The organism is Martelella sp. AMO21009 (genome assembly GCF_053484295.1).
The window spans coordinates 286,415-309,840 of record NZ_JBAKFR010000004.1; the positions used below are offsets into that span (position 1 = coordinate 286,415).

Annotated in this window: 19 protein-coding genes and 3 pseudogenes; 10 read left to right on the forward strand and 12 right to left on the reverse strand. The window is 62.2% G+C overall.

The window, feature by feature from the left end; genetic code table 11:
- Positions 1-73: 73 nt before the first annotated feature.
- The 3 genes from V6766_RS07540 to V6766_RS07550 all read right to left on the reverse strand — a co-directional run bounded on the left by V6766_RS07540 (position 74) and on the right by V6766_RS07550 (position 4,158).
- On the reverse strand, positions 74-1,993 hold the full coding sequence (locus V6766_RS07540) for an ABC transporter substrate-binding protein (protein ID WP_448465074.1): 1,920 nt from the start codon (positions 1,991-1,993) through the stop codon (positions 74-76).
- Positions 1,994-2,270: 277 nt separating this feature from the next.
- A complete protein-coding gene (locus tag V6766_RS07545; RefSeq protein WP_448465076.1) occupies positions 2,271-3,281 on the reverse strand; it encodes a LacI family DNA-binding transcriptional regulator in 1,011 nt (336 codons plus the stop codon).
- Positions 3,282-3,411: 130 nt separating this feature from the next.
- Complete coding sequence (locus V6766_RS07550; protein WP_448465167.1) at positions 3,412-4,158, reverse strand: helix-turn-helix transcriptional regulator; 747 nt, start codon at positions 4,156-4,158, stop codon at positions 3,412-3,414.
- 101 nt (positions 4,159-4,259) lie between these two features.
- Between V6766_RS07550 and V6766_RS07555 the strand changes: the two genes are divergently transcribed.
- The 10 genes and pseudogenes from V6766_RS07555 to V6766_RS07600 all read left to right on the forward strand — a co-directional run.
- Positions 4,260-4,658, forward strand: a complete 399-nt coding sequence (locus V6766_RS07555; RefSeq protein ID WP_448465078.1) for a VOC family protein — start codon at positions 4,260-4,262, stop codon at positions 4,656-4,658.
- A 68-nt stretch (positions 4,659-4,726) separates the two neighbouring features.
- Positions 4,727-4,828, forward strand: a pseudogene (locus V6766_RS07560) (class I SAM-dependent methyltransferase); the annotation flags it as partial.
- A gap of 297 nt (positions 4,829-5,125) precedes the next feature.
- A complete protein-coding gene (locus tag V6766_RS07565; RefSeq protein WP_448465080.1) occupies positions 5,126-5,215 on the forward strand; it encodes a LuxR C-terminal-related transcriptional regulator in 90 nt (29 codons plus the stop codon).
- Positions 5,216-5,358: 143 nt separating this feature from the next.
- Entirely contained in the window at positions 5,359-7,155 is a 1,797-nt protein-coding gene (locus tag V6766_RS07570) for a sigma-54-dependent Fis family transcriptional regulator (protein WP_448465082.1), read from the forward strand.
- Between the two features lie 136 nt (positions 7,156-7,291).
- Positions 7,292-9,436 carry a hydantoinase/oxoprolinase family protein gene (locus V6766_RS07575; protein ID WP_448465169.1) on the forward strand — a complete coding sequence of 715 codons (2,145 nt, stop codon included), beginning with the start codon at positions 7,292-7,294 and terminating at the stop codon, positions 9,434-9,436.
- A gap of 22 nt (positions 9,437-9,458) precedes the next feature.
- Positions 9,459-11,768, forward strand: a complete 2,310-nt coding sequence (locus V6766_RS07580; protein ID WP_448465084.1) for a hydantoinase B/oxoprolinase family protein — start codon at positions 9,459-9,461, stop codon at positions 11,766-11,768.
- Positions 11,769-11,834: 66 nt separating this feature from the next.
- The gene (locus V6766_RS07585; RefSeq protein ID WP_448465086.1) at positions 11,835-12,338 is read left to right on the forward strand and encodes an acetone carboxylase subunit gamma; all 504 of its coding nucleotides are present in this window, start codon (positions 11,835-11,837) and stop codon (positions 12,336-12,338) included.
- 179 nt (positions 12,339-12,517) lie between these two features.
- Complete coding sequence (locus V6766_RS07590) at positions 12,518-13,555, forward strand: zinc-dependent alcohol dehydrogenase family protein (protein WP_448465087.1); 1,038 nt, start codon at positions 12,518-12,520, stop codon at positions 13,553-13,555.
- Between the two features lie 32 nt (positions 13,556-13,587).
- A pseudogene (locus V6766_RS07595) lies at positions 13,588-13,766 on the forward strand (efflux RND transporter permease subunit); the annotation flags it as partial.
- Between the two features lie 104 nt (positions 13,767-13,870).
- Positions 13,871-13,994, forward strand: a pseudogene (locus tag V6766_RS07600) (efflux RND transporter periplasmic adaptor subunit); the annotation flags it as partial.
- Between the two features lie 148 nt (positions 13,995-14,142).
- On the opposite strand, the gene V6766_RS07605 reads toward V6766_RS07600, so the two are convergent.
- From V6766_RS07605 to V6766_RS07645, 9 genes are all read right to left on the reverse strand, one after another.
- Positions 14,143-15,576 (reverse strand): amidohydrolase family protein, encoded by a 1,434-nt coding sequence (locus V6766_RS07605; protein WP_448465089.1) that lies wholly within the window; start codon positions 15,574-15,576, stop codon positions 14,143-14,145.
- Between the two features lie 25 nt (positions 15,577-15,601).
- Positions 15,602-16,456, reverse strand: a complete 855-nt coding sequence (locus V6766_RS07610; RefSeq protein ID WP_448465091.1) for a D-amino-acid transaminase — start codon at positions 16,454-16,456, stop codon at positions 15,602-15,604.
- A gap of 90 nt (positions 16,457-16,546) precedes the next feature.
- A complete protein-coding gene (locus V6766_RS07615; protein ID WP_448465093.1) occupies positions 16,547-17,179 on the reverse strand; it encodes an aspartate/glutamate racemase family protein in 633 nt (210 codons plus the stop codon).
- Complete coding sequence (gene hydA / locus V6766_RS07620) at positions 17,179-18,639, reverse strand: dihydropyrimidinase (RefSeq protein ID WP_448465095.1); 1,461 nt, start codon at positions 18,637-18,639, stop codon at positions 17,179-17,181. The genes V6766_RS07615 and hydA overlap by 1 nt, the downstream gene beginning before the upstream one ends.
- Before the next feature lie 8 nt (positions 18,640-18,647).
- Entirely contained in the window at positions 18,648-19,409 is a 762-nt protein-coding gene (locus V6766_RS07625; RefSeq protein WP_448465097.1) for a DUF1028 domain-containing protein, read from the reverse strand.
- A 12-nt stretch (positions 19,410-19,421) separates the two neighbouring features.
- The gene (locus tag V6766_RS07630) at positions 19,422-20,219 is read right to left on the reverse strand and encodes an ABC transporter permease (RefSeq protein WP_448465099.1); all 798 of its coding nucleotides are present in this window, start codon (positions 20,217-20,219) and stop codon (positions 19,422-19,424) included.
- Positions 20,219-21,052, reverse strand: a complete 834-nt coding sequence (locus V6766_RS07635) for an ABC transporter permease (protein ID WP_448465101.1) — start codon at positions 21,050-21,052, stop codon at positions 20,219-20,221. The genes V6766_RS07630 and V6766_RS07635 overlap by 1 nt, the downstream gene beginning before the upstream one ends.
- A 23-nt stretch (positions 21,053-21,075) precedes the next feature.
- Complete coding sequence (locus tag V6766_RS07640; RefSeq protein ID WP_448465103.1) at positions 21,076-22,203, reverse strand: ABC transporter substrate-binding protein; 1,128 nt, start codon at positions 22,201-22,203, stop codon at positions 21,076-21,078.
- A gap of 110 nt (positions 22,204-22,313) precedes the next feature.
- Entirely contained in the window at positions 22,314-23,384 is a 1,071-nt protein-coding gene (locus V6766_RS07645; RefSeq protein WP_448465105.1) for an ABC transporter ATP-binding protein, read from the reverse strand.
- Between the last annotated feature and the right edge of the window lie 42 nt (positions 23,385-23,426).

Sequence of the window (23,426 nt, forward strand, 5' to 3'; positions counted from 1 at the left end):
TCTGCAGGTTCCGGGCGGTTCCTCCGCGGCCCGAAGGCCGCGAAGGAGGCACCCGGGAGGAGGCGTTCGGGTGCTAGTCGAAATACCACTGCTGCGGATCGTAGGGCGCCGGCGTCGGAAACAGCCAGGCGTGCTTCATCGGCTCGTAGACATTGCGCAGGTTGTTCTTGGCAATGTAGTAGCCGTCCGGGAACAGGCTGACGCCGATGACCGGGAAGTTCTCCTTGGTAATGGCCAGGATCTGCCGCATCAGGGCCTTGCGCTCTTCAGGATCGGGAGAGGCCTTGAGCTGGTCGTAGAGCTCCATCTGCTCCCTTGCCCAGTCGACCGGTTCGGAGGCGATTTCCGGATCGGTTCCGTTGAACCAGGCCTGCCACTGGAAGGCCCAGGCGGATTCGGCATTGGCCGGGAAATAGTAGCGCGGCTCCTGGATCACATCGAGGCCGCCATCGCCCTGCCAGACCTGGGCGTCGAAATCGCCGCTTGGCCGTTTGTCGTAGAACAGCGTGCGGTCGATATTGTTGATCTCGAGATCGATGCCGACCTCGCGCAACTGCAGCGACATCAGTTCCAGCATGTCGATCCATTCCGGACGGAAGGCGGAGATCACGTCGACGGTGACGACCGCCGGTTTGCCGTCACTCATCACCCGGATGCCCTGGCCATTCGTCTCCGTCAGGCCGGCCTTCTCAAGGTGCGCGATCGCGTCCTCGGGATCGTATTCGGTATACTGCTTGGCCATTTCCTCGTCATAGAACTCGGACTCGGGACGCGGCGCGACCTGATAGGGTTCGCCCTGGCCGGTGAACACGGTATCGATGATTTCCTGCCGGTTGATCGCTTCCGAAAGCCCGATCCGGAAATCCTTGTTGTTGTAGAGTTCGGCCCTGACCGGATCGGAATGGTTCAGGTTGAGTTGGAGCACCAGGGTCGAGGACTGCGACGGTACATTCGCCCCGAGCCGGTAATCGCCCTGTTGCTGGCCGTCATAGAAGAGCGGCCGGTTCGCCACGGTGGTGATATGGCGGTCGGTGAAATCCATCTCGCCGTTGAGCGCCATCAGCGTCAGTTCCTCGGCGCTTTCGCTGACCCGCATTTCGAGCCGGTCGATATAGGGTAGTTGGTTGCCCTCCGGATCGGTCTTCCAGTAATAGGGATTGCGCTCGAACACCACGCGACTGGCATTCGCCGTCCAGGGTTCCTCGATCACCCAGGCGTTCATGAACGGCAGGTCGGGATTGCTCCACCGCTGGGTCTCCTGACCGAAAGCGCATTTGTCTTCCATCATGAAGGCCCAATTCTCATAGCCTTCGTCCTTGGCCAGTTGATCGGCGTTTTCGTTCTCCGCAGGATAGAACTGCCCGCAATAGGCCTTCTGCAGCGAGACAAGGGTGATTCCATTGACCCCGGCAAGCTCGTCGAGCAACAGCCCGTTCGGCTCTTCGAAGGTGTAGGTGAAGGTCGTGTCATCCACGACTTCAATCGTGACCGGGTTGCCGGGATCGGTCAGGAACAGGCCGCCGACGGGGTAGTCAGGGTCCTGGATGAGTTCGCTCGCAAAGGCGATATCGGCGCTGGTGAACGGCGTGCCGTCGGACCATTTCAGGCCCTCGCGGAGATGGAACGTATATTGCCGGGCGTCTTCGCTTACGTCCCAGCTTTCGGCAAGATTGGGAATGATTTCATCCCATTCGCGGTTATAGCGCACCAGCCCGTCATAGTTCAGCGTGCGCGAAATCCAGGCATTGTCGCCGCGTCCGCGCAGGCCGGAACGCCAGGTGCCGCCGTATTTTCCGATGCTGTCGACCGGCTCCACCACCAGCGGATTGTCCGGCAAGCGCACGTCCACCGGCGGCAGCGTACCGTCTTCGACCAGCGGATCGAGCATCGGCGCCTGCTGCGCGGCGAGTGCCGCGCCGGAAAACATCATTATCGCGGATGTCGCGAGCACGGAGTGCCTCACCGACCGCCGCACACGATTTGCATACGTCATGTTCTTCCTCCCTCGGGATCCCTCCCCGGACCCCGTTTCTTCTGGAACGGAGGAAGCGTATTCGCAAAAACGCAAAATATCAATACTAATTCATATATTTGCGTTTTTTGCGCAAATGGTTGCCTTCACACTGTTAAATCACGCGTAAACCATTGTTATTATGAAATTTTCAGGAATACTCGATAGACACTGAATTGCGATATGACAGTCGATCTCTACCATCACAACACGTGCCGGTATTTTTCCAATGCATAGATTTTCGCAAATGAGAGCAAGTTCAAGCCAACGGGTAGACGGTCCCGCCGGTCACCAGCGACACGCCAATCTCCATCTGCTGAACGGCGGTTTCGCCTTCGATCAGATGCGAGAGCAGCCGGATGGCGCCTCGGCCGATCGCCTCACGATCAACGTGGATCGTGGTGAGACGCGGCGAGGTCATGGCCGCAAGCGGCAGGTCATCAAAACCAATGATCGAGAAGCCCCGTCCGACCGAGGCAAGACCACCCTTTATGCCCTCCATAATCTCCACCGCCGCGATGTCGTTCCAGCAAAACAGCGCCGTGGCGTCTTGCCTGCGCTCGGCAATATCGCGCAGCAGTTCGAGCGGGTTCTGCTCCTCGCTGGACACCAGCGTGGCCTCGCTTCCCGGCACTTCCGCCATCGCCGTCAGAAAGCCGCGGCGGCGCTCCAGGATGGTTGGCCGGTCGCCATAGGTATAATGCAGGATCTTCCTGTGGCCGGACGAAAGCAGGTGCTTCGTGGCCATGTACGCCCCGTAGAAATTCGCTGGCGCCACCGAACTGATGCGCATGAGCGGGTCGCTGCCGTTGACGAGAACGGCATGAACATCCTGTTCCCGGCACCACGCAGCCAATTCCTCGGTCGCATCGATCCCCGCCAGCAACACCGCTCCGGCATTGGCCTCCTTCACGTGCCGATCTATGAGGTCGAGAGTGACCGTCCGCTCGCCGATCAGGCGAACGTCGAGATCAAGGCCGCAGACCCGCGCCTCGCTGCGGATGGCATCGAGAATGTTGACGTAGAAGCCCGAGAGCCCGCCGGTGGCATTGGCAAAGGGAACCAGGGCAACCACGCGAAGATCCGTCGCCCGCATGCCCGGCATGTGCTTGGACCGGTAACCCATCGTCCGCGCCATGCGCTGCACATCCCGCCGCACCGCTTCGGATATGCCCTCCTCATTGGCGAGCGCGCGTGAAACCGTGCTGACGGAAACGCCGAGCCTTGTGGCTATATCGGTCTGGTTTGGTCTGCGGGTGGTCGAGGCCATCTTTGCTCACTGCTGTCATTGCTTGAGTATCGATTACGCAATTTTTGCGTTTTTTGAAAGACCCGATTTGGCTCGTCCAACATTTTCTGCATCCAGCGCGCAGGAGCATCGGCCGCAGATTGCCTTGCGATCAACTGTCAGACTGCGATTTCCGGGGCGATTGCAGATGTTCGGTCTTCAGCGCAACTTTCCTCCACTCCTCCTCGCGCCACGCTAGCCACTGCTTCCTCAACGTGCCGCGCGACACACCGATGGTCTCGTCAAGCACCTCCACGCGCGCCACGCGCTCCGTTCGAAAATGCCGGAAGGCCTGCCGGCGCTCGCACCATGCGATCAGAAGGCTGTGCCGATCGGCATAGCCGAAAAGGACGGGCCAGACGATCCGGGTGGTGGTCACCCCATCGGCCGAACGATATTCGATCTTCAGCTTATGCCCGTCCCGGATCGCAGCCCTGAGCGGCCGCGTATCTTGAGAGCCTGCAAGTTCATCAACATCCGCCCTGATGCCAACGGCAGGCTGGGCGATATAGGGAAGAAACGTCTCGGGCACCACTGATGTGATCTTTGCCAACACATCGTCAGCCGCGGTGTCCAGCGCTGCGTCACCGAGTTTTTTGACCATCTGAAGCCCGAGCATCACGGCCTCGATCTCGTCGGGCGTCAGCATCAGCGGCGGCATGTCATAGCCGGCGTCGAGAACGTAGCCGAAGCCGGCTTCGCCATCGATCGGCACGCGCTGCGCAATCAGATGCGCGACATCACGATAGACGGTGCGTTTGGAGACTTCGAGCTCTTCAGCAATGGCGGAGGCGGTGACGGGTCGCGTCGAGCGCCGAAGAATCTGGATGATCTGAAAAAGACGATCCGCTTTTCGCATGCCTGGTGACTCCTGCTGCCACAAGGGTGTCAGCATGGCTATGTCAGAAATCAAGGGCAGCAACAACGCCTTCAAGACAACCGTTTCAAAAGGAACAGCTCATGAAATTCGCCTCCACCCGCCTCATTGCCTCCGACATTGCCAGAATGGTCGCCTTCTACGAGTTGGTAACGGGCTATCAGGGCGACTGGCTCGCCCCGGTCTTCGCCGAGATTGTCACCCCCGGGGCAACCCTCGCAATCGGCAGCGCGGCGACCGTCGCCCTGTTCAAGGAAGGCAGCACGGAGCCGAGTGCCAACCGCACAGCCATTCTCGAATTCATGGTCGCCGATGTGGACGCCGAGTTCGAACGTCTGAAAGACCACGTTGAAATCATTCATGAGCCCAAGGACATGCCCTGGGGCAACCGCTCCATGCAGATGGCTGATCCCGAGGGCACCCGCGTAGCGCTCTACACACCAGTGACGGATGCCGCGAAGGCGCGGTTTGCCGGGCGATGAGAGGATAAAGCGGAGGATCGCGTGATCCCCCCAGAGAATCGTGAAGACTGCGCTCAAAGCCTGAAGCCATCCCTTTGCCGGATAGCTCCGTTGATGCTGCAGCCTGCACGCAGGCGTTCAACGGATTCGCGAACGCGGCCGGCTTGCGGGAGATCCGGCGGGTTCTCTCACCGGACGGCGTGCCGGGGCTCTTCAGCAACAGATCAAGGTCGAAGGGCAGGTGCGCTTTGATCGCGCGCCCCATCTTCACGGCCTTCGCTCATCCCGCCATGATGATCCCAAGACCAAACGGCCGACGAAGCCGCGCAAGGGGAGCCGGTGGACAAGTTCTCCATGACGATTGCCATCGATATTTGTACCAGAATGGTCGCGGGTTTCCATCCGTCACTGGCCTGCACCGTCATGATCCATTCGCCGCCGCGCTTTACCGTTTCGAGCCGATGACGCGGCCGGTAACCGGCGCGACGATGAAACTGACAGGACGCCAGCGCCAGATTCTGACGCTGGTCCCGCAGGGCAAGACCAATGCCGCGATCGCCGCCGAGACGCCGGCGTGAGGCTGTCCGAAATTCGTACACTACAGAACGCGCTCAATTGGTATTATCGGGAATTCGCTCTAATGGTTTCATGGAGGTCACGATCAGAGTGTACGCCTAATTGGCAACAGATCTCTGGCGGGCTGTCTTTTCGGGAGGAGAAGATGGAGCGCATTGCACGAAAGAAGGAATGGGAAGACTTTATGTCCACCGGGCAGACGCCCGTGGACATGCGCCATGACGTTCTTGAAAGCTGGAGACGCTCCCTGCGCCACGCGGTTGCCGCGCGGACCAGCGCTCCGGTGCTTGATGAAGAGCGCCTTGAGAGCCGCCGCGCCCGCGCACGCCGTCTCGAGCGCGCCTCGCAAAAGGCCATGCACAGGGCGGGAAGCCTGCTGATCGGCACCCGCGACATTCTTCTGCTCAGCGACGATTCCGGCGTCGTGATTGAAGCTGCCGGCGACCCGCATACGCTCGCCGACGCGCAGGAAAATCATCTCTATCCGGGCGGCCAGTGGGTTGAGGAGGCGATCGGCACCAACGCCATCGGCACCGCGCTTTATCTCGGCGTGCCGACGCTCATTCGCGATGCCGAGCATTTCTGCGAGGCGATCCAGCGCTGGAACTGCGCGGCGACGCCGATCATCGAACCGGGAACCGGGCGGGTCATGGGCGTGCTCGACATTTCCTGGCCCGGTGGCATTATGCAGCCCAATGCCGTCGCCCTTTCATCCGCGCTCGCCTTGCAGGTTGAAACCGAACTGACCCAGATGCTTGGCCGCGAGCGCGAACGGCTGCTGGAATATTCTCATATTCGCCGTCTCAGGCGCGGCAATGATCAAACGCTTGTCATGGATCGCAATGGCTCGAGCGTGTTCTCCACCGAGGACTTCGCCCGGTTCTGCGAGGATGACGACGCCCTTCGGCAATTGCCGAAGCTCCTGCCCGCGCTGATAGACCAACCTGCCAAGCAGATTGGCGAGGTTCTGGGCGAATGCCTGAACGGCGCCGATTTCGAGGTGATTGAAAATCAGGGCGAGGCGATCGGCGTCATGGTTTCTCTGCGCCGTTCGCGTCCACGGGCCCGCGGCTGGACCGGGATGGAGTTACGGCAGATCGCGCGCGCCGGACAGGTTTCCGCCGAACTCTGCGCGCAGGCCGAGAGACTGGCAGAGACGCCGATCCCGATCCTGATCGAAGGCGAGACCGGAACGGGAAAGAGTTCTCTGGCCAAGGCGATCCACAACGCCAGCCGGCAGGCGCAGGATCCCTTCGAGGTGATCGACTGCGCCCAGTTGACCGAGGAAACCTTGCGCAAGCTTATCGCGGTGGCCCGCGACACCGAGGGGGACGGAACTCTCTGCCTGTCCAGTCCGGGCGCGGTTTCGCCATCGCTACAAAAACTGCTGTTCACGCTTGTGGACCTGGTGTCCGAAGGCGGGGGCAGGATTATCGCCCTGTCGGCCCGCTCGCTTTATGACGAGATGCGCGCCAACAATTTCCGCAGCGATCTCTACTACAGGATCGCGGGCGCGCGTCTCCACATCCCCCCGCTTCGCGAACGCCCGGAAGAAATCGGGCCGCTGCTACGATGGCTCATCCAGTGCCATGCGACGGAGACCGGCAGACGCGAGCTGCGTTTTACATCCGGCGCCATGGCCGCCTTGCAGAACTATGCCTGGCCGGGCAACCTGATCGAAATGCGCAATCTGATCGCCGCACTCGATGCACTCTCGCCAAGCGGGCTGATCTCCGAGCGCACGCTCCCCCGCGAGTTTCATCAGCGCGCCCGCACTGACCGCACGGAGACGCTCCGCGATGTCGAACGCGCTGAAATCCTCGGCGCGGTGAAGGCGGAAGACGGCAATCTCTCCCGCGCGGCAAAACGCCTCGGCATTGCCCGCTCGACGCTCTATCTCAAGCTCGACAGCTACGGCATTTCGCGCGAGCGAAAGGATTGATTACGCGTCCGCAACATGTCCGTCCGGACGGATGAAAACCGGACACTTTCGGCATCCATAAAAGGTGCATCCTCTCCATCGCGGCCGACCCCTCTCGGGATGGCCGGAACAATGGGAGGAGTTTTTCGTGACGATAATGGAGAAAAACAGCCGTTCCGTGCAGGTGCTTGGCATCGATGCGGGCGGAACGATGACCGATACGTTCTTCGTCGATTCCGACGGGGATTTTGTGGTCGGCAAGGCGCAGTCGACGCCGGACAACGAGGCGCGCGGCCTGCTCGAATCGAGCCGTGAGGGGCTGGAGCACTGGGGCCTGTCGCTTGAAGAGGCGCTCGGTTCGATCCAGACCGGGGTTTATTCCGGCACGGCCATGCTCAATCGCGTGGTCCAGCGCAAGGGTCTGAGGACAGGGCTGATCGTCAATGCGGGGATGGAGGACTTCCACCGCATGGGGCGCGCCTGCCAGGCCTATCTGGGCATGGCCTATGAAGACCGCATCCACCTCAACACCCACTATTACGACGAGCCGCTGGTGCCGCGCCACCTGACGCGCGGCGTGATGGAGCGGGTCGACATGTTCGGCACGGTTGTCATTCCGCTGCGCGAGGAAACCGCGCGTCAGGCGGCAAAGGAACTCATCGCGCAGGATGTCGAAGGCATCGTGATTTCGCTTCTGCACAGCTACAAGAACCCCGGACACGAGCGCCGGGTCCGCGACATCGTGGCCGAGGAGATCGAAAAGGCCGGCAAGTCCATCCCGGTCTTCGCCTCGACCGACTATTATCCGGTGCGCAAGGAAACCCACCGCACCAATACCACGATCCTCGAGGCCTTCGCCGCCGAACCGTCGCGCCAGACGCTTCGGAAAATCTCGACGGAGTTCAAGGATAATGGCTCCAAATTCGATTTCCGCGTCATGGCCACCCATGGCGGCACGATTTCCTGGAAGGCCAAGGAACTGGCGCGCACCATCGTTTCCGGCCCGATCGGCGGCGTGATCGGCGCCAAATATCTCGGCGAGGTGCTGGGCTACAAGAACATCGCCTGCTCCGATATCGGCGGAACGTCGTTCGACGTGGCTCTGATCACGCAGGGCGAACTGACGATCCAGAACGACCCGGACATGGCGCGTCTTGTTCTGTCGCTTCCGCTGGTCGGGCTGGATTCCGTAGGCGCCGGCGCTGGCTCCTTCATCCGTCTCGACCCCTATACCAAGGCGATCAAGCTGGGGCCGGATTCGGCGGGCTACCGCGTCGGCGTCTGCTGGGCGGAGTCCGGCATCGACACGGTGACGATCTCCGACTGCCACGTCATTCTCGGCTATCTGAACCCCGACAACTTCCTCGGCGGTCAGGTGAAGCTCGATCGGCAGCGCGCCTATGACGCGATGAAGGAACAGATCGCCGATCCGCTCGGTCTGACCGTGGAAGAGGCCGCGGCGGGCGTGATCGAACTGCTGGACAGCGACCTTCGCGACTATCTGCGCTCGATGATTTCCGGCAAGGGCTATTCGCCATCCTCCTTCACCTGCTTCAGCTATGGCGGCGCGGGTCCGGTCCACACCTACGGTTACACCGAGGGGCTGGGCTTCGAGGATGTGATCGTGCCGGCCTGGGCCGCGGGCTTCTCCGCCTTCGGCTGCGCGGCGGCGGATTTCGAATATCGCTACGACAAGTCGCTCGACGTCAATATCGGAGAGACGGCATCGGACGATGCCAAGGTGATCGAGGCGAAAACCCTGAACGACGCCTGGCGCGAACTGGCCGAGCGGGTGCTCGAGGAATTCGAGCTGAACGGCTATTCGCGCGATCAGGTGCGCCTGCAGCCCGGCTACCGGATGCAGTATCGCGGCCAGCTCAACGATCTGGAGATCGACAGCCCCATCGGCTCGGCCAAAACCGCCGAGGACTGGGACAGGCTGGTCGACGCCTTCAATGACACCTATGGCCGCGTTTATGCCGCCTCGGCGCGTTCGCCGGAGCTCGGCTATTCCGTGACCGGCGCGATCATGCGGGGCACCGTGCCAATCCCGAAACCCAGGATTCCCAAAGAGGAGGAAGGCAGCCCGACGCCGGCAGAGGAGGCCAGGCTCGGGACCCGCAAATTCTACCGCAAGGGCAAGTGGGTCGACGCCCAGCTCTATCAGATGGAGCGTCTGTCGCCCGGCAACCGCATCACCGGTCCAGCCATCATCGAATCCGACGCCACGACCTTCGTCGTGCCGGGCGGCTTCGAGACCTGGCTCGACGGTCACAGGCTGTTCCACCTGAAAGAAGTGTAACCGCCAAGGGAGGAGAAATACGATGAATATGCAAAGCAAAGTCAAGGGCATCGTCCGCGGCGGACAGACGCTGAAACAGCACCGCGACGAGATCATGGCCAGGACCAAGGCGAGCGGCCATTACGCCGGGCTCACGGAAAGGGCGCTCCACAAGGAAAGCCCGATCCTTTACAACAAGCTGTTCTCGCGTCTGCGGGCCGGCGTTGTCGATGCCCGCGAAACCGCGAAGAAAATCGCCGCCTCGCCGATTGTGGAACAGGAGGGCGAGCTGTGCTTCACGCTCTACAATGCCGCCGGCGACAGCATCCTGACGTCGACCGGCATCATCATCCATGTCGGCACCATGGGTGCGGCGATCAAATACATGATCGAGAACGACTGGGAAGGTAATCCGGGCATCAAGGACAAGGATATCTTCTGCAACAATGATTCCCTGATCGGCAACGTGCATCCCTGCGATATCCATACCATCGTCCCGATCTTTCATGAGGGCGAACTGATCGGCTGGGTCGGCGGGGTTACCCACGTGATCGATACCGGCGCGGTTGGCCCTGGCTCGATGACCACCGGTCAGGTGCAGCGCTTCGGCGACGGCTATTCCGTCACCTGCCGCAAGATCGGCGAGAACGACGAGCTGAAGCGCGACTGGCTGCATGAGAGCCAGCGCGCGGTGCGAACCACGCGCTACTGGATGCTGGATGAGCGCACCCGCGTCGCCGGTTGCCACATGATCCGCAAGCTGGTTGAGGAAGTGATCGCCGAGGAAGGCATCGATGCCTATTGGAAATTCGCCTATGAGGCGGTCGAACATGGCCGGGTCGGCCTTCAGAACCGCATCAAGGCGATGACCATTCCGGGCGTCTACCGTCAGGTTGGCTTCGTCGACGTACCCTATGCCCATGAAGATGTGCGGGTGCCGTCGGACTTCGCCAAGGTCGACACCATCATGCACACCCCGTCGGAAATGACGATCCGGCCAAATGGAACATGGCGTCTCGACTTCGAGGGATCGAGCCGATGGGGCTGGCATACCTACAACGCGCACTCCGTCAGCTTCACCTCCGGCATCTGGGTGATGATGACCCAGACGCTGATCCCGACCGAAATGATCAATGACGGGGCCGCCTACGGCACGGAATTCCGCCTGCCGAAGGGCACCTGGATGAACCCGGACGACCGGCGCGTGGCGTTTGCCTATAGCTGGCACTTCCTCGTCAGCTCGTGGACGGCGCTGTGGCGCGGCCTGTCTCGCTCCTATTTCGGGCGTGGTTATCTGGAAGAGGTCAATGCCGGCAACGCCAACACCTCGAACTGGCTCCAGGGCGGCGGGTTCAACCAGTATGACGAAATTCATGCGGTGAACTCGTTCGAATGCGCGGCCAACGGCGTCGGCGCCTCGGCCATTGCCGACGGCATCAGCCATGCCGCCGCCATCTGGAACCCGGAAGGCGACATGGGCGACATGGAAATCTGGGAACTCGCGGAACCGCTGGTCTATCTCGGACGCCAGATCAAGGCGTCGTCGGGCGGCGCCGGCAAATATCGCGGCGGCTGCGGTTTTGAATCGCTGCGCATGGTCTGGAACGCCAAGGACTGGACGATGTTCTTCATGGGCAACGGCCATATCAGTTCCGACTGGGGCCTGATGGGCGGCTATCCGGCGGCGTCCGGCTATCGCTTCGCCGCCCATGATACCGGGCTGAAGGAAAAGATCGCCAATGGCGAGCCGATCCCCTTCGGCGGCGACACCGATCCGGAACACCCGACCTATGACGCGCTCGTCAATCCCAAAGGCATCAAGCGCGACAAGCAGGCGATCACCACCGAGGAGATGTTCAAGGACTATGACCTCTACCTCAACTACATGCGCGGCGGGCCCGGCTTCGGCGATCCGCTGGATCGGGAACCGCAGGCCGTGGCAGGCGATGTCAATGGCGGCTACCTGCTCGAACGCTTCGCCGAAACGGTCTATGGCGTCGTCCTGAAGAAAGGCGCTGACGGCCTGTTTACCGCCGATGAGGCGGGTTCGGAGGCCTTGCGCGCCAAGATCCGCAAGGACCGCCTCGCCAACGCCCAGCCGACCCGCGAATGGATGGCGAAGGAGCGCGAGCGCATTCTCGCCAAGGATGCCGGCATCCATGTCCAGCAGATGTTCGCGGCGAGTTTCAAGCTCGGGCCGAAATGGGAGGAAGGTTTCCGCAAGTTCTGGGATCTGCCCGACGACTGGCAGCTGAAGGAGGCGGATCTGCCGATCCCGTCCTATGGTCGCGAATATTCGATGGATCTTTCCGATCTGCCGGATGTGAAGACCGTTCAGTTCGTCGAGGAATGATCCCGCCGGGCGCCGCGAAACACCCCGTCATTCTTCGCGGCGCCCTTTTTTTTCAGGAGGAAGACAATGGCTTACACCAAGGCAAAGATCAAAGACCTGGTCGATGGCAAGATCGACCGCGACACGCTGCAGACGATGCTTTCGACGCCCAAGGACGCCGACCGTTTCGTCAAATATATCGAAATCCTGCAGGAGCAGGTGCCGTGGGATGACAGGATCATCCTGCCGCTGGGACCGAAGCTCTATATCGTGCAGCGTCCCTCGGACAAGAAATGGGTGGTCAAATCCCAGGCCGGCCACGAGTTCTGCGACTGGCGCGAGAACTGGAAGCTCCACGCCGTGATGCGCGTGCGCGAGACAGCGGCCGACATGGAGGAAATCTATCCCCGGCTGATGGCCCCCACATCCGACTGGCAGGTCATCCGGGAATATTACTGCCCTAAATCCGGCGACCTGCTGGATGTCGAGGCGCCGACGCCCTGGTATCCGGTGATCCATGACTTCGAGCCGGATATCGATGCCTTCTACACCGAATGGCTGGGGCTCGAAGTGCCGGAGCGCGCCGCCTGACCGACGAGGTCGCACACCAATAAACAAGCACGCCGCGCGTCCGTCTCCGCGCGGCGTTTTGTCGCTTGAACTATCCGGAACTGTCCGAAATTCGGACATGTCCAGCCCGCTTTCGGAGAGTAGACTCCCGCTCGAGGGTTGCTTTGCAACCGTTTAAGAAAAACAAGGGAGGCATTTCGATGAAAGCGCTCGTCTACAACGGACCTGGACAGAAGGACTGGGTCGAAAAGGAAAAACCCGGCATCCAGAAGCCCACCGACGTTATCGTCAAGATCACCAAGACGACCATTTGCGGCACCGATCTTCACATCCTCAAGGGCGATGTGCCGGCGGTGACGCCGGGCCGCACGCTCGGGCATGAGGGCGTCGGCATTGTCGAGGAAGTCGGCAGTGCCGTGGTCAATTTCAAGCCCGGCGATCCGGTGCTGATTTCCTGCGTGACCTCCTGCGGCAAATGCGCCAACTGCAAGCGCCAGCTCTACGCCCATTGTTCCGATGGCGGCTGGATTCTAGGACACCTGATCGATGGCACCCAGGCCGAATATGTGCGCATTCCCCATGGCGACAACTCGCTCTATCCAATCCCTGAAGGCGTGGACGAGGAAGCGCTGGTGATGCTCTCCGACATCATGCCGACCGGGCTTGAGATCGGCGTCCAGTATGGCCGCGTGAAGCCGGGCGACACTATCGCGATCGTTGGCGCCGGTCCCGTCGGCATGTCGGTGCTGCTGACATCGCAGTTCTATTCGCCGGGACGGATCATCATGGTCGACATGGACCCGGCCCGTCTTGAACTGGCGAAACAGTTCGGCGCGACGGATACCGTTCAGGTCGGCTCCGAAGACGCGGTCGAGAAGATCATGGCGATGACCGACGGAAACGGCGTCGATGTCGCAATCGAGGCGGTCGGCGTGCCGGCAACCTTCGATATCTGCCAGAAGGTCGTTTCGGCGGGCGGCAATGTCGCCAATGTCGGCGTCCATGGCACGCCGGTGGAGCTGCATATCGAGGAATTGTGGATCAAGAACATCAATATCTCGATGGGGCTGGTCAGCACCAACACCACGCCGATGCTGCTCAAGACGCTGGGCGCCGGCAAGGTCGATCCGGGCAGACTGGTGACCCACCGTTTCGCGCTCGACAAGATCATTGACGCCTATGAGGTCTTCGGCAATGCCGCCCGCGAGAAAGCGATGAAGGTCATCCTCAACGCCTGAGCGAACCCGGGGGCGGAACAGGAAGAGTTCAAGTCACCATCCTGATGGCCCTGCCGCTCGCACTCGGCGGCGCGCTGTTCCCGCTGGTGATCACCGAACGAGCTTCTCGGTGCCGGCGGTGACCGGCCTCCTGTTGCTGATGGGAATCGTCTCGAAGAACCCGGTCCTGCTCGTGGAATACGCGATCGAGGCCCGGCGCCATGGCATGGCCGTCGTCGGCGGCGGCCAAGTAGGTCAAGCGCAGCGCCACCCGAAATGCGGCAACAGCGTGGAGAGCCTTTCGGGAAGATGATGTCATGGCGAGCGCGATGGCCCGCCCGTGACACGCTGAACCAGACCGAATTGAGAGCGGATGCCGCCGGAGTGATCACCGCCCGTAACGCCGAGGTCGGTGAGGTCCCAGGCGGCGCAACTGGTCTTCACGCTCGCGCAGGACGGAGGGCTAATCTGCACCCGCCCATCAAAGTTGCGGCTGAGCAGAAAGGATTCGACAACATAGGATTTTGCACAGCTGTTGTTCCCACCTCTGTGAAGACGACATCGGCTGAATCGCTTTTTGCGTGCATTTTCAGCTTTGCCGTTGATCCTCACCCATTCCCTTCAAAGGCCGCCTTGGCTTCTGGTTGGTCCCAGATTCTTGCGATCGCGGCGGCGCCGGCGGCGGTGATAGAGGCGCTGTCGGCGCCAAGGAGATCGCCGTCGCGCACAAGGATGCGGCCGTCCACAATGACCGTGTCGATGTTGGCGCGGTTGGCGAGCGACACCAGGGCGCGACCGGCGTCGTAGTAGGGTTGCAGATGCGGATGGGTCATGTCGATGATGGTGAGATCGGCCTTCGCGCCCGGCGCGATCCGGCCGAGATCGGGACGGCCGACCGCGATCGCGCCGGCTTCGGTTACGGCATGAAGAAGCTTGGGCGCGCTCGCCAGGCGCGGATCGGCGCCCGTTACCTTAGAGATCATGGCCGCGGCGTTGATCTCGCCGAGGAGATCCATGTTGTAGCCGTCGGTCGCCACCATGGTGCGCAGCCCCGCCGCCTCGAAACGGCCGAACGCAGCCGTCTTGCCCGAGCGGGTGAAAACGCGCGGGCAGTTCATCACGGTCACGTCGCGTTCGCGCATCAGGGCGAGATCGCCATCGCTCGCATAGACGCAGTGCGCTGCCAGCAGGTCGGGCCCGAGCACGCCAAGCCAGTCGAGATATTCGGCAGGCGTCCGCCCGTTATAGCGATTGCCGATCGTCTTCACCTCGCCCGCGCTCTGGGCCACGTGTATCGTGTTCGGCACGCCGAGTTCGCGCGCCATCGCCGTTGCCGCGCGCAGGAGGTCCGGATCGCAGGTGTCGGTGGCGTGGGGACTCATGGCAAGGCCGATGCGGCCGCTCTCACGGCCCTGCCATTTGTCATAGAGCATCTTCCAAGCCAGAAGATCGCGCTCGCTGTCGCGCCCCGCCGCATTGTCGGTGTTGTATTCCACGCCATTCGCCCCGGCCTTCGGGTTGGACGCGGAAAACAGGTATGGGGCGCCCCAGAAGCGCAGGCCAAGCTCGGCGGCGGCGTCGAACATCTCCGGCAGGCCGTTGCGGAAAGGCTCCATCACCGATGTCGCGCCGCCGAGGAGAAGCTGAACGATCCCAAGGCGCGCCACGGAAAGACGCTCCTCGGCGGAAAGAATGTCGAGCCCGGTTTTCGACAGCGGCAGAAGCACCGTGTAGACGACGCTCTGGTCGTCCTTCTTGCCCGCGCCATCCTCGGCATGGCTGCGGGCGATCGCCTCGCTGAAGCAGTGATTGTGCAGGTTCATCAGGCCCGGCAGCACAAACCGGCCGGGTCGGTCGATCAGCTCGTCCACCTGCGATGGGCGGCTTTCGCTGATCGCGGCAATCCTGTCGCCCTCGAGAATGACCCAGCGGTCCGGCACCACCTGCTGCCCGCCTGACGAAGAAACGAGGACATGACTGCCGAATATCGCGGTCGTTCGACCGGAAACGTCGGGAAGTTCGGGAATGGGTTTTGTGGACATCGGGTTTCCTTTCATCCGTCGCGGATCAGATCGCGCGCTTGAGGCTTTCTTCGACGTAGATCTCACGCAGCCGCTGCGTGCGTTCGCCGGGCGCACCGGAAGCGACCGGAACGCCATCGATCGCGACAACCGGCTGCACGAGGCCGGTCGAAGAGGTCGCAAAGGCCTCCTCCGCCGCCTGCGCTTCTTCAATCGTGAAGGCGCGTTCCTCAACCCCGATGCCTGCTTCCGCCGCGTATTTCAGCAGGGCAGCCCGTGTAATGCCGTGAAGAATGTCGTTTGAAAGCGGGCGCGTGATCACCCGGCCGTTGCTGATGATATGCGCATTGGAAGAGCTTCCCTCGGTAACGTAGCCATCCTCGACCATCCAGACATCGTCATACCCTTGCGCATGCGCAAGCGATTTGGCCTCGGAGGGATACAGGAGCTGGATCGTCTTGATATCCCTTCGTGCCCAACGAAGGTCGGGCACGCTTTTGACCCTGACGCCCCGTTTCGCGACGGCGGTATCGATCAGCGGCTTCGAAAAAGCGTAGACAAACAGTGTGGGTTCAACCGCCTCGGATGTCGGCCAGAGGAAATCGCGACCTGCCGGGGCCCCGCGCGTGAGCTGGAGATAGACACCGCCCTCGGAAATCCCGTTCTTCGACAGAAGCGCGCGATGGATCGAAAGAAGCGCATCTGCGGCGACAGGCAACGTCATGTGCATCTCCCGGACCGACCGGTCGAGCCGCGCCATGTGCGCAGGGTAATCGACCAGACGGCCCTCCATCACGGAAGTGACCTCATAGATGCCATCCGCCATCAGGAAACCGCGGTCGAATGGCGATATGCGCGCCTCGGCTTCTTCACACCAGTCGCCATTGAGATAAACGATCATCATGTTCTCACATTTGAAGGAAAAGGGTTGGCGCCGCTGCGCCCTGGCCTGCTCGCTTTGGTCGGCCCGCCGTAGCGGGAGCGGACCGCATCAGCCCGCCCGTTTCAGCGCAAGCCGGCCGGCCGCAGCCACCGGGTCGATCACCGGCATGGCGAGGTCCGCCTGAAGCCGGGCGGCAAGGGCGGCCATGCCGGCGCAGCCGAGCACCACGACGCCCGCACCGCGCGCCCTCAGATCGGCGGCAAGCCGCAGGATCTCGGCATAGGCCGCGGGATCACGCCCTGAAGCCTCCGCCGAGACATCGGCAAGCGGGACTTCCTCGACCAGCCGGTCGATCAGCCCGAGGCCTTCGATCCGCTTCAGGTGTCGCGGGATGGCGCGTACCGAAAGCGCGATGATGCCGAAGCGGTCGGCAAGGCCGCAGGCCTCAAGCACCGCGGCTTCCTGGGCACCGGTGACGGGTTGCGCGACAGTCTTTCGGGCAAGGTCGAGGCCCGGATCGGAAAAGCATGCGACGATGAAGCCGGAAGCATCCGGGCTGGCAGCGGCCCGTTCGGCGAAGGCGCGGCCTGCCACAGCGACGTCTTCATCGGTGCGGATCGTGTCCGGCCCATCCGCGCGGCAGACCACCTCGAAGTGGTCGCCAAGCGGCAAAAGCGCCTCCCTGATGCCCGCCGTCACCGCCTGAGAGGAATTCGGATTGACCACGAGAATGCGCGCCATCACGGAAACTCCGTCCCGAAATTCTGCGCCGGATCGAACTCCGGCGCGCGGTACCAGGTCTTGCCGCCGAGATCGACGGGGGCACGGGCGAAGAAACGGCCCTGCCCCTCCTTCGCCTTCAGCACGCCGTGCTCGACGATCACGGCACCCCGGTTCATGACGATTTCCGGAACGCCGGTCAGTTCAACGCCTTCGAGCGGCGTATAATCCATGTTGTCGTGCTGGTCGGCCTGCCGCACCACGCGAACGGTCTCGGGGTTCCAGATCGCGATATCGGCATCCATGCCCGGCGCGAGATGCCCCTTGGTCGTGCAACCGAAGGTCCGCGCGGCATTGGTGGCGCTCAGCGCGACAAACTGCTCAAGCGTGATCCTACCCTTCACCACGCCTTCGGAGAACAGGTAAGGCAGCCGGGTCGCGATCCCCGGCATGCCGTTCGCGATTTTCGGATAGGCGACGTCATGGCCGTTCAGGAACTTGCCGGTGGCATCGGCCCGGTAGGGCGCATGATCGGACGATACGCTCTCGAAGGTGCCATGCGCGATGTGATGCCAGAGTGCCTGCTGCGTATCGTGACCGCGCAGCGGCGGCGAGCAGATATACTTCGCGCCCTCCAAGCCCGGCCGGTCGAGATCGTCGCGGGTCAGCGCAAGATATTGCGGGCAGGTCTCCGCAAACAGCTTGGCGCCCTTGAATTTTTCGCGGCGTACGATGTCGGCGCCGCCTTCAGTCGAGACATGAACGATAAAGAGTGGCGCGTCGACGAGCTTGGAGAGCTGGATTGCGCGGTTGATTGCCTCTTCTTCCGCCAGCTGGGGACGGGAAATGGCATGGTAGCGCGGCGCGGTCAAACCCTGTTCGGAGAGCCGCCGGTTCATCCATTTGACCATGTCGTTGTTTTCGGCATGCACCATGGTGATCGCGCCGTGATCGCGCGCGACGCTCAGGATATCGAGCATGCCGCCATCGCCGAGATTCATCAGGTCATAGGTCATGAACACCTTGAACGAGGTGATGCCCTTGCCAAAGGCACGCGGCAGCTGGTCGGCGAGGACATCCTCGGACGGATCCGTGATGATCAGGTGCCAGGAATAGTCGAGGACGGAGGGCGCCGCCCGGCGGGTGTAGGTCGCGATCACATCGTCGACGGATTGTCCGCGATGCTGGGCGGCAAAGGGAATGATCGTGGAATTGCCGCCGAAGGCCGCCGAAACCGAGCCCGAGAGATAGTCGTCGGCCGTCATAACCCCGGAGGAACTCTCCTGAGCGATATGGGCATGCGCCTCGATCCCGCCGGGCATGACGATGCGTCCGCCCGCATCGATGCGTCGCGCGCCGCCTTCGATCCGCTCGGCGAGCGCTGCGATGCGCCCGTCCCTGATACCGATATCGCCTTTGGCGCTGTAGTCCGCCGTTGCGATCGTGCCACTGTGGATCACCGTATCGAATTCCATCGTCATGCCCTTTCTCAACCGGCGACGGTCCAGCTCTCGCGATGGAGCGCCGTCGGAAAACGTTCGTTCAACCCCAGTTCGCCGATGCGAGCGATGCTCGCTTCAAACAGGACCGGTTGCACCGGTATAGCATCCGGAGAGAGCGCCACGGCACGCAGCGTTTCTTCCCGCCCTTTATAGGCCTCGTAAAGGGCGCGCAGGTCCTCCACCGCCTTGCCGTCCGAGATATCGATGCGCAGGTCACAGCGCGGGATGCCATGATCGCCGGTAACCTGAAGCGCGGACGAGCGCAGGCTGCCGGCGACCTCCCCGCCCTGATCACGCCCCGCCTCCAGCGCCCGCAAAAGCCGTTCGGCGAGCGGAAGCTCGGGCTCGGCCAGAAAGGCGGCGGCCATCGCCGCTGTCACATGCTCATTGTCCAGGATATTGCCCAGCGCCAGGCAGTTCTTTCCCACCGTATGGGTATAGATCGAATACATGCGACGGCCGTGATAGGCAGCACTCTGGCCCCGGCTGTCGAGCGCGCCGAGCTGGCGCCATTCGATATCCGGGCTGCTTTCGACAACTTGAGCCATGGCCTCGCTTGCCGTCAGCCCGTCGCTCAGCAGGCTGATGCCAAGGTCGCCGAGCCGGCTGTCGGTGCGGTGTTGCGAGAGCATCGCTCCCTTGCCATGGGCAAGCCGGACGCAACGGCTGCCGACCGCAAGGTCGGAGGTGGTGATGGCGGCGCCGAAACAGCCCGTGCGGTCGCAATGACCGATGATCGAGAATGTCAAAACCTTGTCCTTTCAGGAGGCGTTTGGCCGGGAGGCGGAATAGGAGCGGGCCACCGTGACGGCCGTCACCAGAAGGGTGATCAGGACGAGGATCGTCGCCACCGCCGCGACGACCGGATCGATCGATTCCTGAATGCCCTCCCAGATCACCTTGGGTAATGTCTGAACGCGGCGGACCGTGAGAAAAAGCACGCCGACGGTCTCGTCGAAGCTGACGATGAAGGCGAAAACGGCGCCGGTCAGCATGCCCGGCCGGATCGACGGAACGATCACCGTCCAGATCGCGGTATGCAGCGGCGCGCCGAGATTGCGCGCGGCCTGCGGGATGCGGCGGTCAAGGTTCGTCAGCGCGGCGAAGACGGAGATCGTCACATAGGGCAACGCCAGAAGCGTGTGCGCCAGGATGACGCCGAAGGACGTGTCGATCAGCCCGAGCGTCACCCAGAATTTGTAGAAGCCGAGCGACTGTACGACCGGCGGCACCAGGATCGGCACGATCATGATCCAGCGGGCGATGGTCGCGAGCCGGTCGGCAAGCAGCCAGCAGCCGATGCAGAACGCCGTGCCGAGAAGGGTCGCGACGGCGGCGACGACCGCCCCGATCCAGACGCTTGTCCATGTGGCATAGAGCCATCTCGGCGAATGCAGGAATGTCTCGAAGTGCTGCAGCGACAGGTGATGCCGCGGCAGGCCGATGAAGCTCGTATCGGTAAGCGAAACCGGGATGACGACAAGGATCGGGATCACCAGGAAGGCGAGGATGGCCCAGCTCGCTGTGATGGTGAATACGCGCAAGGGAGAACGTGTCATCAGCCACGCTCCAGCAAGGTCTTGCGCAGGTTCACGAAGCGCGCAGCGACGATCAGCACGATGGCCGTGGCAACCAGAAGCGCCACCGACAGCGCTGAGCCGAGGCCCCAGTTCAGAAACTCCTGAATCTGATAGGTGATGTATTCCGAGATCATCATCACGCGGCCGCCGCCGAGGAGTGCCGGGGTGATGAAAAAGCCCAGCGACAGCACGAAGACCAGCAGACCGCCGGAAAAGACGCCGGGCAGCGTCTGCGGGAAATAGACCTCGCGAAAGGCGCGCCATTCGCTGGCGCCGAGCCCGCGCGCCGCCCGCACGTAGCTGTCCGGGATGCCGCGCATGTTGGCAAGAATGGGCAGGACGGCAAAGGGAAGCATGACATGGACCATGGCGATCAGAACGCCGAGTTCGTTGTGCATGAAACGGATGGGGGAATGGATCCAGCCAAGTCCCAGGAGCGCATCGTTGACGATGCCGGAGCGGCCGAGCAGCACGATCCAGGCAAAGGACCGGATCAGCACCGAGACCCAGAAGGGCAGAAGCACGAGCCCGAGCATCAGCGGCCCGATCCTGACCGTAAAGTTGGAGATCGTGTAGGCAAGCACATAGCCGAGGGCCAGGCAGAAAATCGTTGTGATCGCGGCAATCTGGAATGTCAGGGAGAAGCTCACCCGCACCGCGTTGGAATCGAACATACGGGTATAGTTCGCGAAACCGGGGTTCGGCTCCGATAAGGAAATGCCCCAGATATTGAGAACCGGCCAGATATAGAAGATGATCATGATCACCAGTGCCGGCAGCACGAGCATCCAGTAACGGTTTTTTTCTGTCATCGGGGCATTTCCTGTGGTCAAGATCAGCCGATCAGAGCGTCGATATAGAGTTCTTCCGCGCTGACCTGGTTTTTGCCGTACCATTCGTCGTTGTAGATCACCTGTTTGGCGATGTTTGCCGGGTCGTTCGGGTTGAGCGGTGCAAGCGCGGGATCGATGAGGCTCGCGGCAGCGGGGTTGATCGGGCCGTTGCCGATCGCCTCGAACCACTTCGCCTGCTTCTCCGGGTCCTGGGCGCTGGCGATAAACTCCATCGCCGCCTTGGTACCGGCGGGATTGTCCTTGGGCACGACCCACATGCCAGGCTGCAGCACGGCGCCATCGAACGTCGTCTCGAACGTTCCCGGCTCCATCTGGTCCTTCAGCAGGAACGCGCGCGACGAATAGATATTGCCCATCGCGACTTCCTCCTGGAGGAACAGGTTCTGGCTGTCGGCGCCCGAGCCCCAGACGATGATGTTGTCACGCAGCTCGCGGAACTTCGCCACCGCCGCCTTGATGCCCTCGTCATCCAGAAAGGTGTAGACCTCGTCCTTCGGCACGCCCATGGCGAGCGCCGCGCTTTCAAGCTGGCCGCGCACCGATTTGCGGAACGTCCGCATACCGGGGAAGTCCTTGACGTTCCAGACGTCGGCCCAGGACTGCGGCACGCCGCCCGGCAGCATGGTGGGGTTCCAGGCAAGCGCGTAGGAGAAGACATAGTTGCCGATTGCGAAGGGAAGCGCCGTGCCCTTCAGCACCTTGTCGCGATCGACGATATTGTAGTCGATATCCTGGATGACGCCGGCCCCGTTCATCACGATCGCCGATCCGGCGCCGCTGTCACAGACATCCCAGACCACCGCGCCGCTCTCGACCATGGCGCGCACCTTGCCCGGGCTCGGGCCTGCGCCGTCGACGCGCACCGGGATGCCGGTCGCCTGCTCGAAGGCCTTGCCCAGCACGTCCTTGAGGATTTGCTCGGCCTCGCCGCCCCAATTGCACACGACGAGTTCCGTCGTCTGCGCAAAGGCACGGCCGCCGAGCACCGGAACGAGCCCGAGCGCGCCCATGGCGCCCAGAAATCCCCGGCGGGACAGACGGCCAGCCTTGTAACGCTCCGCCGCGATCTCGATGAGATCGGAGGTATAGTCTGTATCGATCTTTTCCATGTCTGCTCCTGTTTGTTTACCGCCCTGATCGGGCACTGCAGCGCCGCGTCCTTTCGGGGAACGCGGCCATTGAGGCGGCGGGTAACCGCGTCGCTCCGGCCCGGTTCAGATCACGCGGACAAGAGGGGAACACAGGCGCTCTTCTCCCACCCGAAACTCACCTCAAGATGCGGTTCGGGACGGAGGTCGGCATGCCATGTGGGATGTGAAACCAGTATCTCGCCGAAATCGGCATGATCGACGAGCACCTGGCAGCGCTCGCCGAGATAGCTGATCTGGCGGACAGTGCCTGTAAACATCTCCGCACCCGGCCGCCCGAGGCGGATCCGTTCGGGCCGCAAGGCGAGGCAGGTTTCGCCGGAGACGGCCGTGCCGTTGTGATCCTCGATGGCGAACGCATGACCGCCGGCCCGCGCCGTCAGGGAACCATCGGGCAGGGCCTCGACCGTCGACTGGATGAAGTTCGATTTACCCAGGAAATTCGCGACGAATTCCGTCCGGGGCCAGTTGTAGAGTTCGTCCGGCGCGCCCTCCTGCTGGATCTTGCCGTCCTTCAGGATCACAATCCGGTCCGACATGGACAAGGCTTCTTCCTGGTCGTGCGTCACATAGATGAAGGTGACGCCAAGCCGCTCGTGGAGCGCCTTGAGCTCCCACTGCAGGTCCGCGCGCAGCTTCTTGTCGAGCGCCGAAAGCGGCTCGTCCAGAAGCAGGATATCCGGGCTGAACGACAAGGCCCGCGCGAGCGCGATGCGCTGCTGCTGCCCGCCGGAAAGCTGATGCGGCATCCGATCGGCGAAGGCCTCCATCTGCACGAGGTTCAGGCATTCGAGAACGCGTTCCCGGATCGCCGGCTTCTTCCATTTGCGAACCCGCAGCGGATAACCGACATTCTCCGCGACGGTCATCGTGGGGAACAGCGCATAGCCCTGAAACACCATGGCGAAACCGCGCTTCTCGGGCGGAAGCCGGCTGATCTCGTCGCCGCGCGCATGAACCGAACCGCCGTCGAGAGCGGTGAAGCCCGCGATCGCCGACAGCAGCGTCGTCTTGCCCGATCCCGAAGGCCCTAGCAGGGTCAGGAACTCGCCGGCGCGAATGTCGAGCGCTACATCGTCGAGCGCACGGAAGCGGCCATATATTTTGATCGCATTTCGAACGGAGAGAATGGGATCGGACACTGCAATGGCTCCTGACGAAGAGGCGTGTAGTTCACTTGCCTG

What these genes read in the sequence shown, in the direction of transcription:
- V6766_RS07635 (WP_448465101.1), bottom strand. Translation starts at nt 21,052, where the DNA reads ATGACAGAAAAAAACCGTTACTGGATGCTCGTGCTGCCGGCACTGGTG.
- V6766_RS07575 (WP_448465169.1), top strand. Translation starts at nt 7,292, where the DNA reads ATGGAGAAAAACAGCCGTTCCGTGCAGGTGCTTGGCATCGATGCGGGC.
- V6766_RS07550 (WP_448465167.1), bottom strand. Translation starts at nt 4,158, where the DNA reads ATGCGAAAAGCGGATCGTCTTTTTCAGATCATCCAGATTCTTCGGCGC.
- hydA (WP_448465095.1), bottom strand. Translation starts at nt 18,639, where the DNA reads ATGACGATGGAATTCGATACGGTGATCCACAGTGGCACGATCGCAACG.
- V6766_RS07555 (WP_448465078.1), top strand. Translation starts at nt 4,260, where the DNA reads ATGAAATTCGCCTCCACCCGCCTCATTGCCTCCGACATTGCCAGAATG.
- V6766_RS07570 (WP_448465082.1), top strand. Translation starts at nt 5,359, where the DNA reads ATGGAGCGCATTGCACGAAAGAAGGAATGGGAAGACTTTATGTCCACC.
- V6766_RS07545 (WP_448465076.1), bottom strand. Translation starts at nt 3,281, where the DNA reads ATGGCCTCGACCACCCGCAGACCAAACCAGACCGATATAGCCACAAGG.
- V6766_RS07585 (WP_448465086.1), top strand. Translation starts at nt 11,835, where the DNA reads ATGGCTTACACCAAGGCAAAGATCAAAGACCTGGTCGATGGCAAGATC.
- V6766_RS07565 (WP_448465080.1), top strand. Translation starts at nt 5,126, where the DNA reads ATGAAACTGACAGGACGCCAGCGCCAGATTCTGACGCTGGTCCCGCAG.
- V6766_RS07640 (WP_448465103.1), bottom strand. Translation starts at nt 22,203, where the DNA reads ATGGAAAAGATCGATACAGACTATACCTCCGATCTCATCGAGATCGCG.
- V6766_RS07605 (WP_448465089.1), bottom strand. Translation starts at nt 15,576, where the DNA reads ATGTCCACAAAACCCATTCCCGAACTTCCCGACGTTTCCGGTCGAACG.
- V6766_RS07610 (WP_448465091.1), bottom strand. Translation starts at nt 16,456, where the DNA reads ATGATCGTTTATCTCAATGGCGACTGGTGTGAAGAAGCCGAGGCGCGC.
- V6766_RS07580 (WP_448465084.1), top strand. Translation starts at nt 9,459, where the DNA reads ATGAATATGCAAAGCAAAGTCAAGGGCATCGTCCGCGGCGGACAGACG.
- V6766_RS07540 (WP_448465074.1), bottom strand. Translation starts at nt 1,993, where the DNA reads ATGACGTATGCAAATCGTGTGCGGCGGTCGGTGAGGCACTCCGTGCTC.
- V6766_RS07630 (WP_448465099.1), bottom strand. Translation starts at nt 20,219, where the DNA reads ATGACACGTTCTCCCTTGCGCGTATTCACCATCACAGCGAGCTGGGCC.
- V6766_RS07615 (WP_448465093.1), bottom strand. Translation starts at nt 17,179, where the DNA reads ATGGCGCGCATTCTCGTGGTCAATCCGAATTCCTCTCAGGCGGTGACG.
- V6766_RS07590 (WP_448465087.1), top strand. Translation starts at nt 12,518, where the DNA reads ATGAAAGCGCTCGTCTACAACGGACCTGGACAGAAGGACTGGGTCGAA.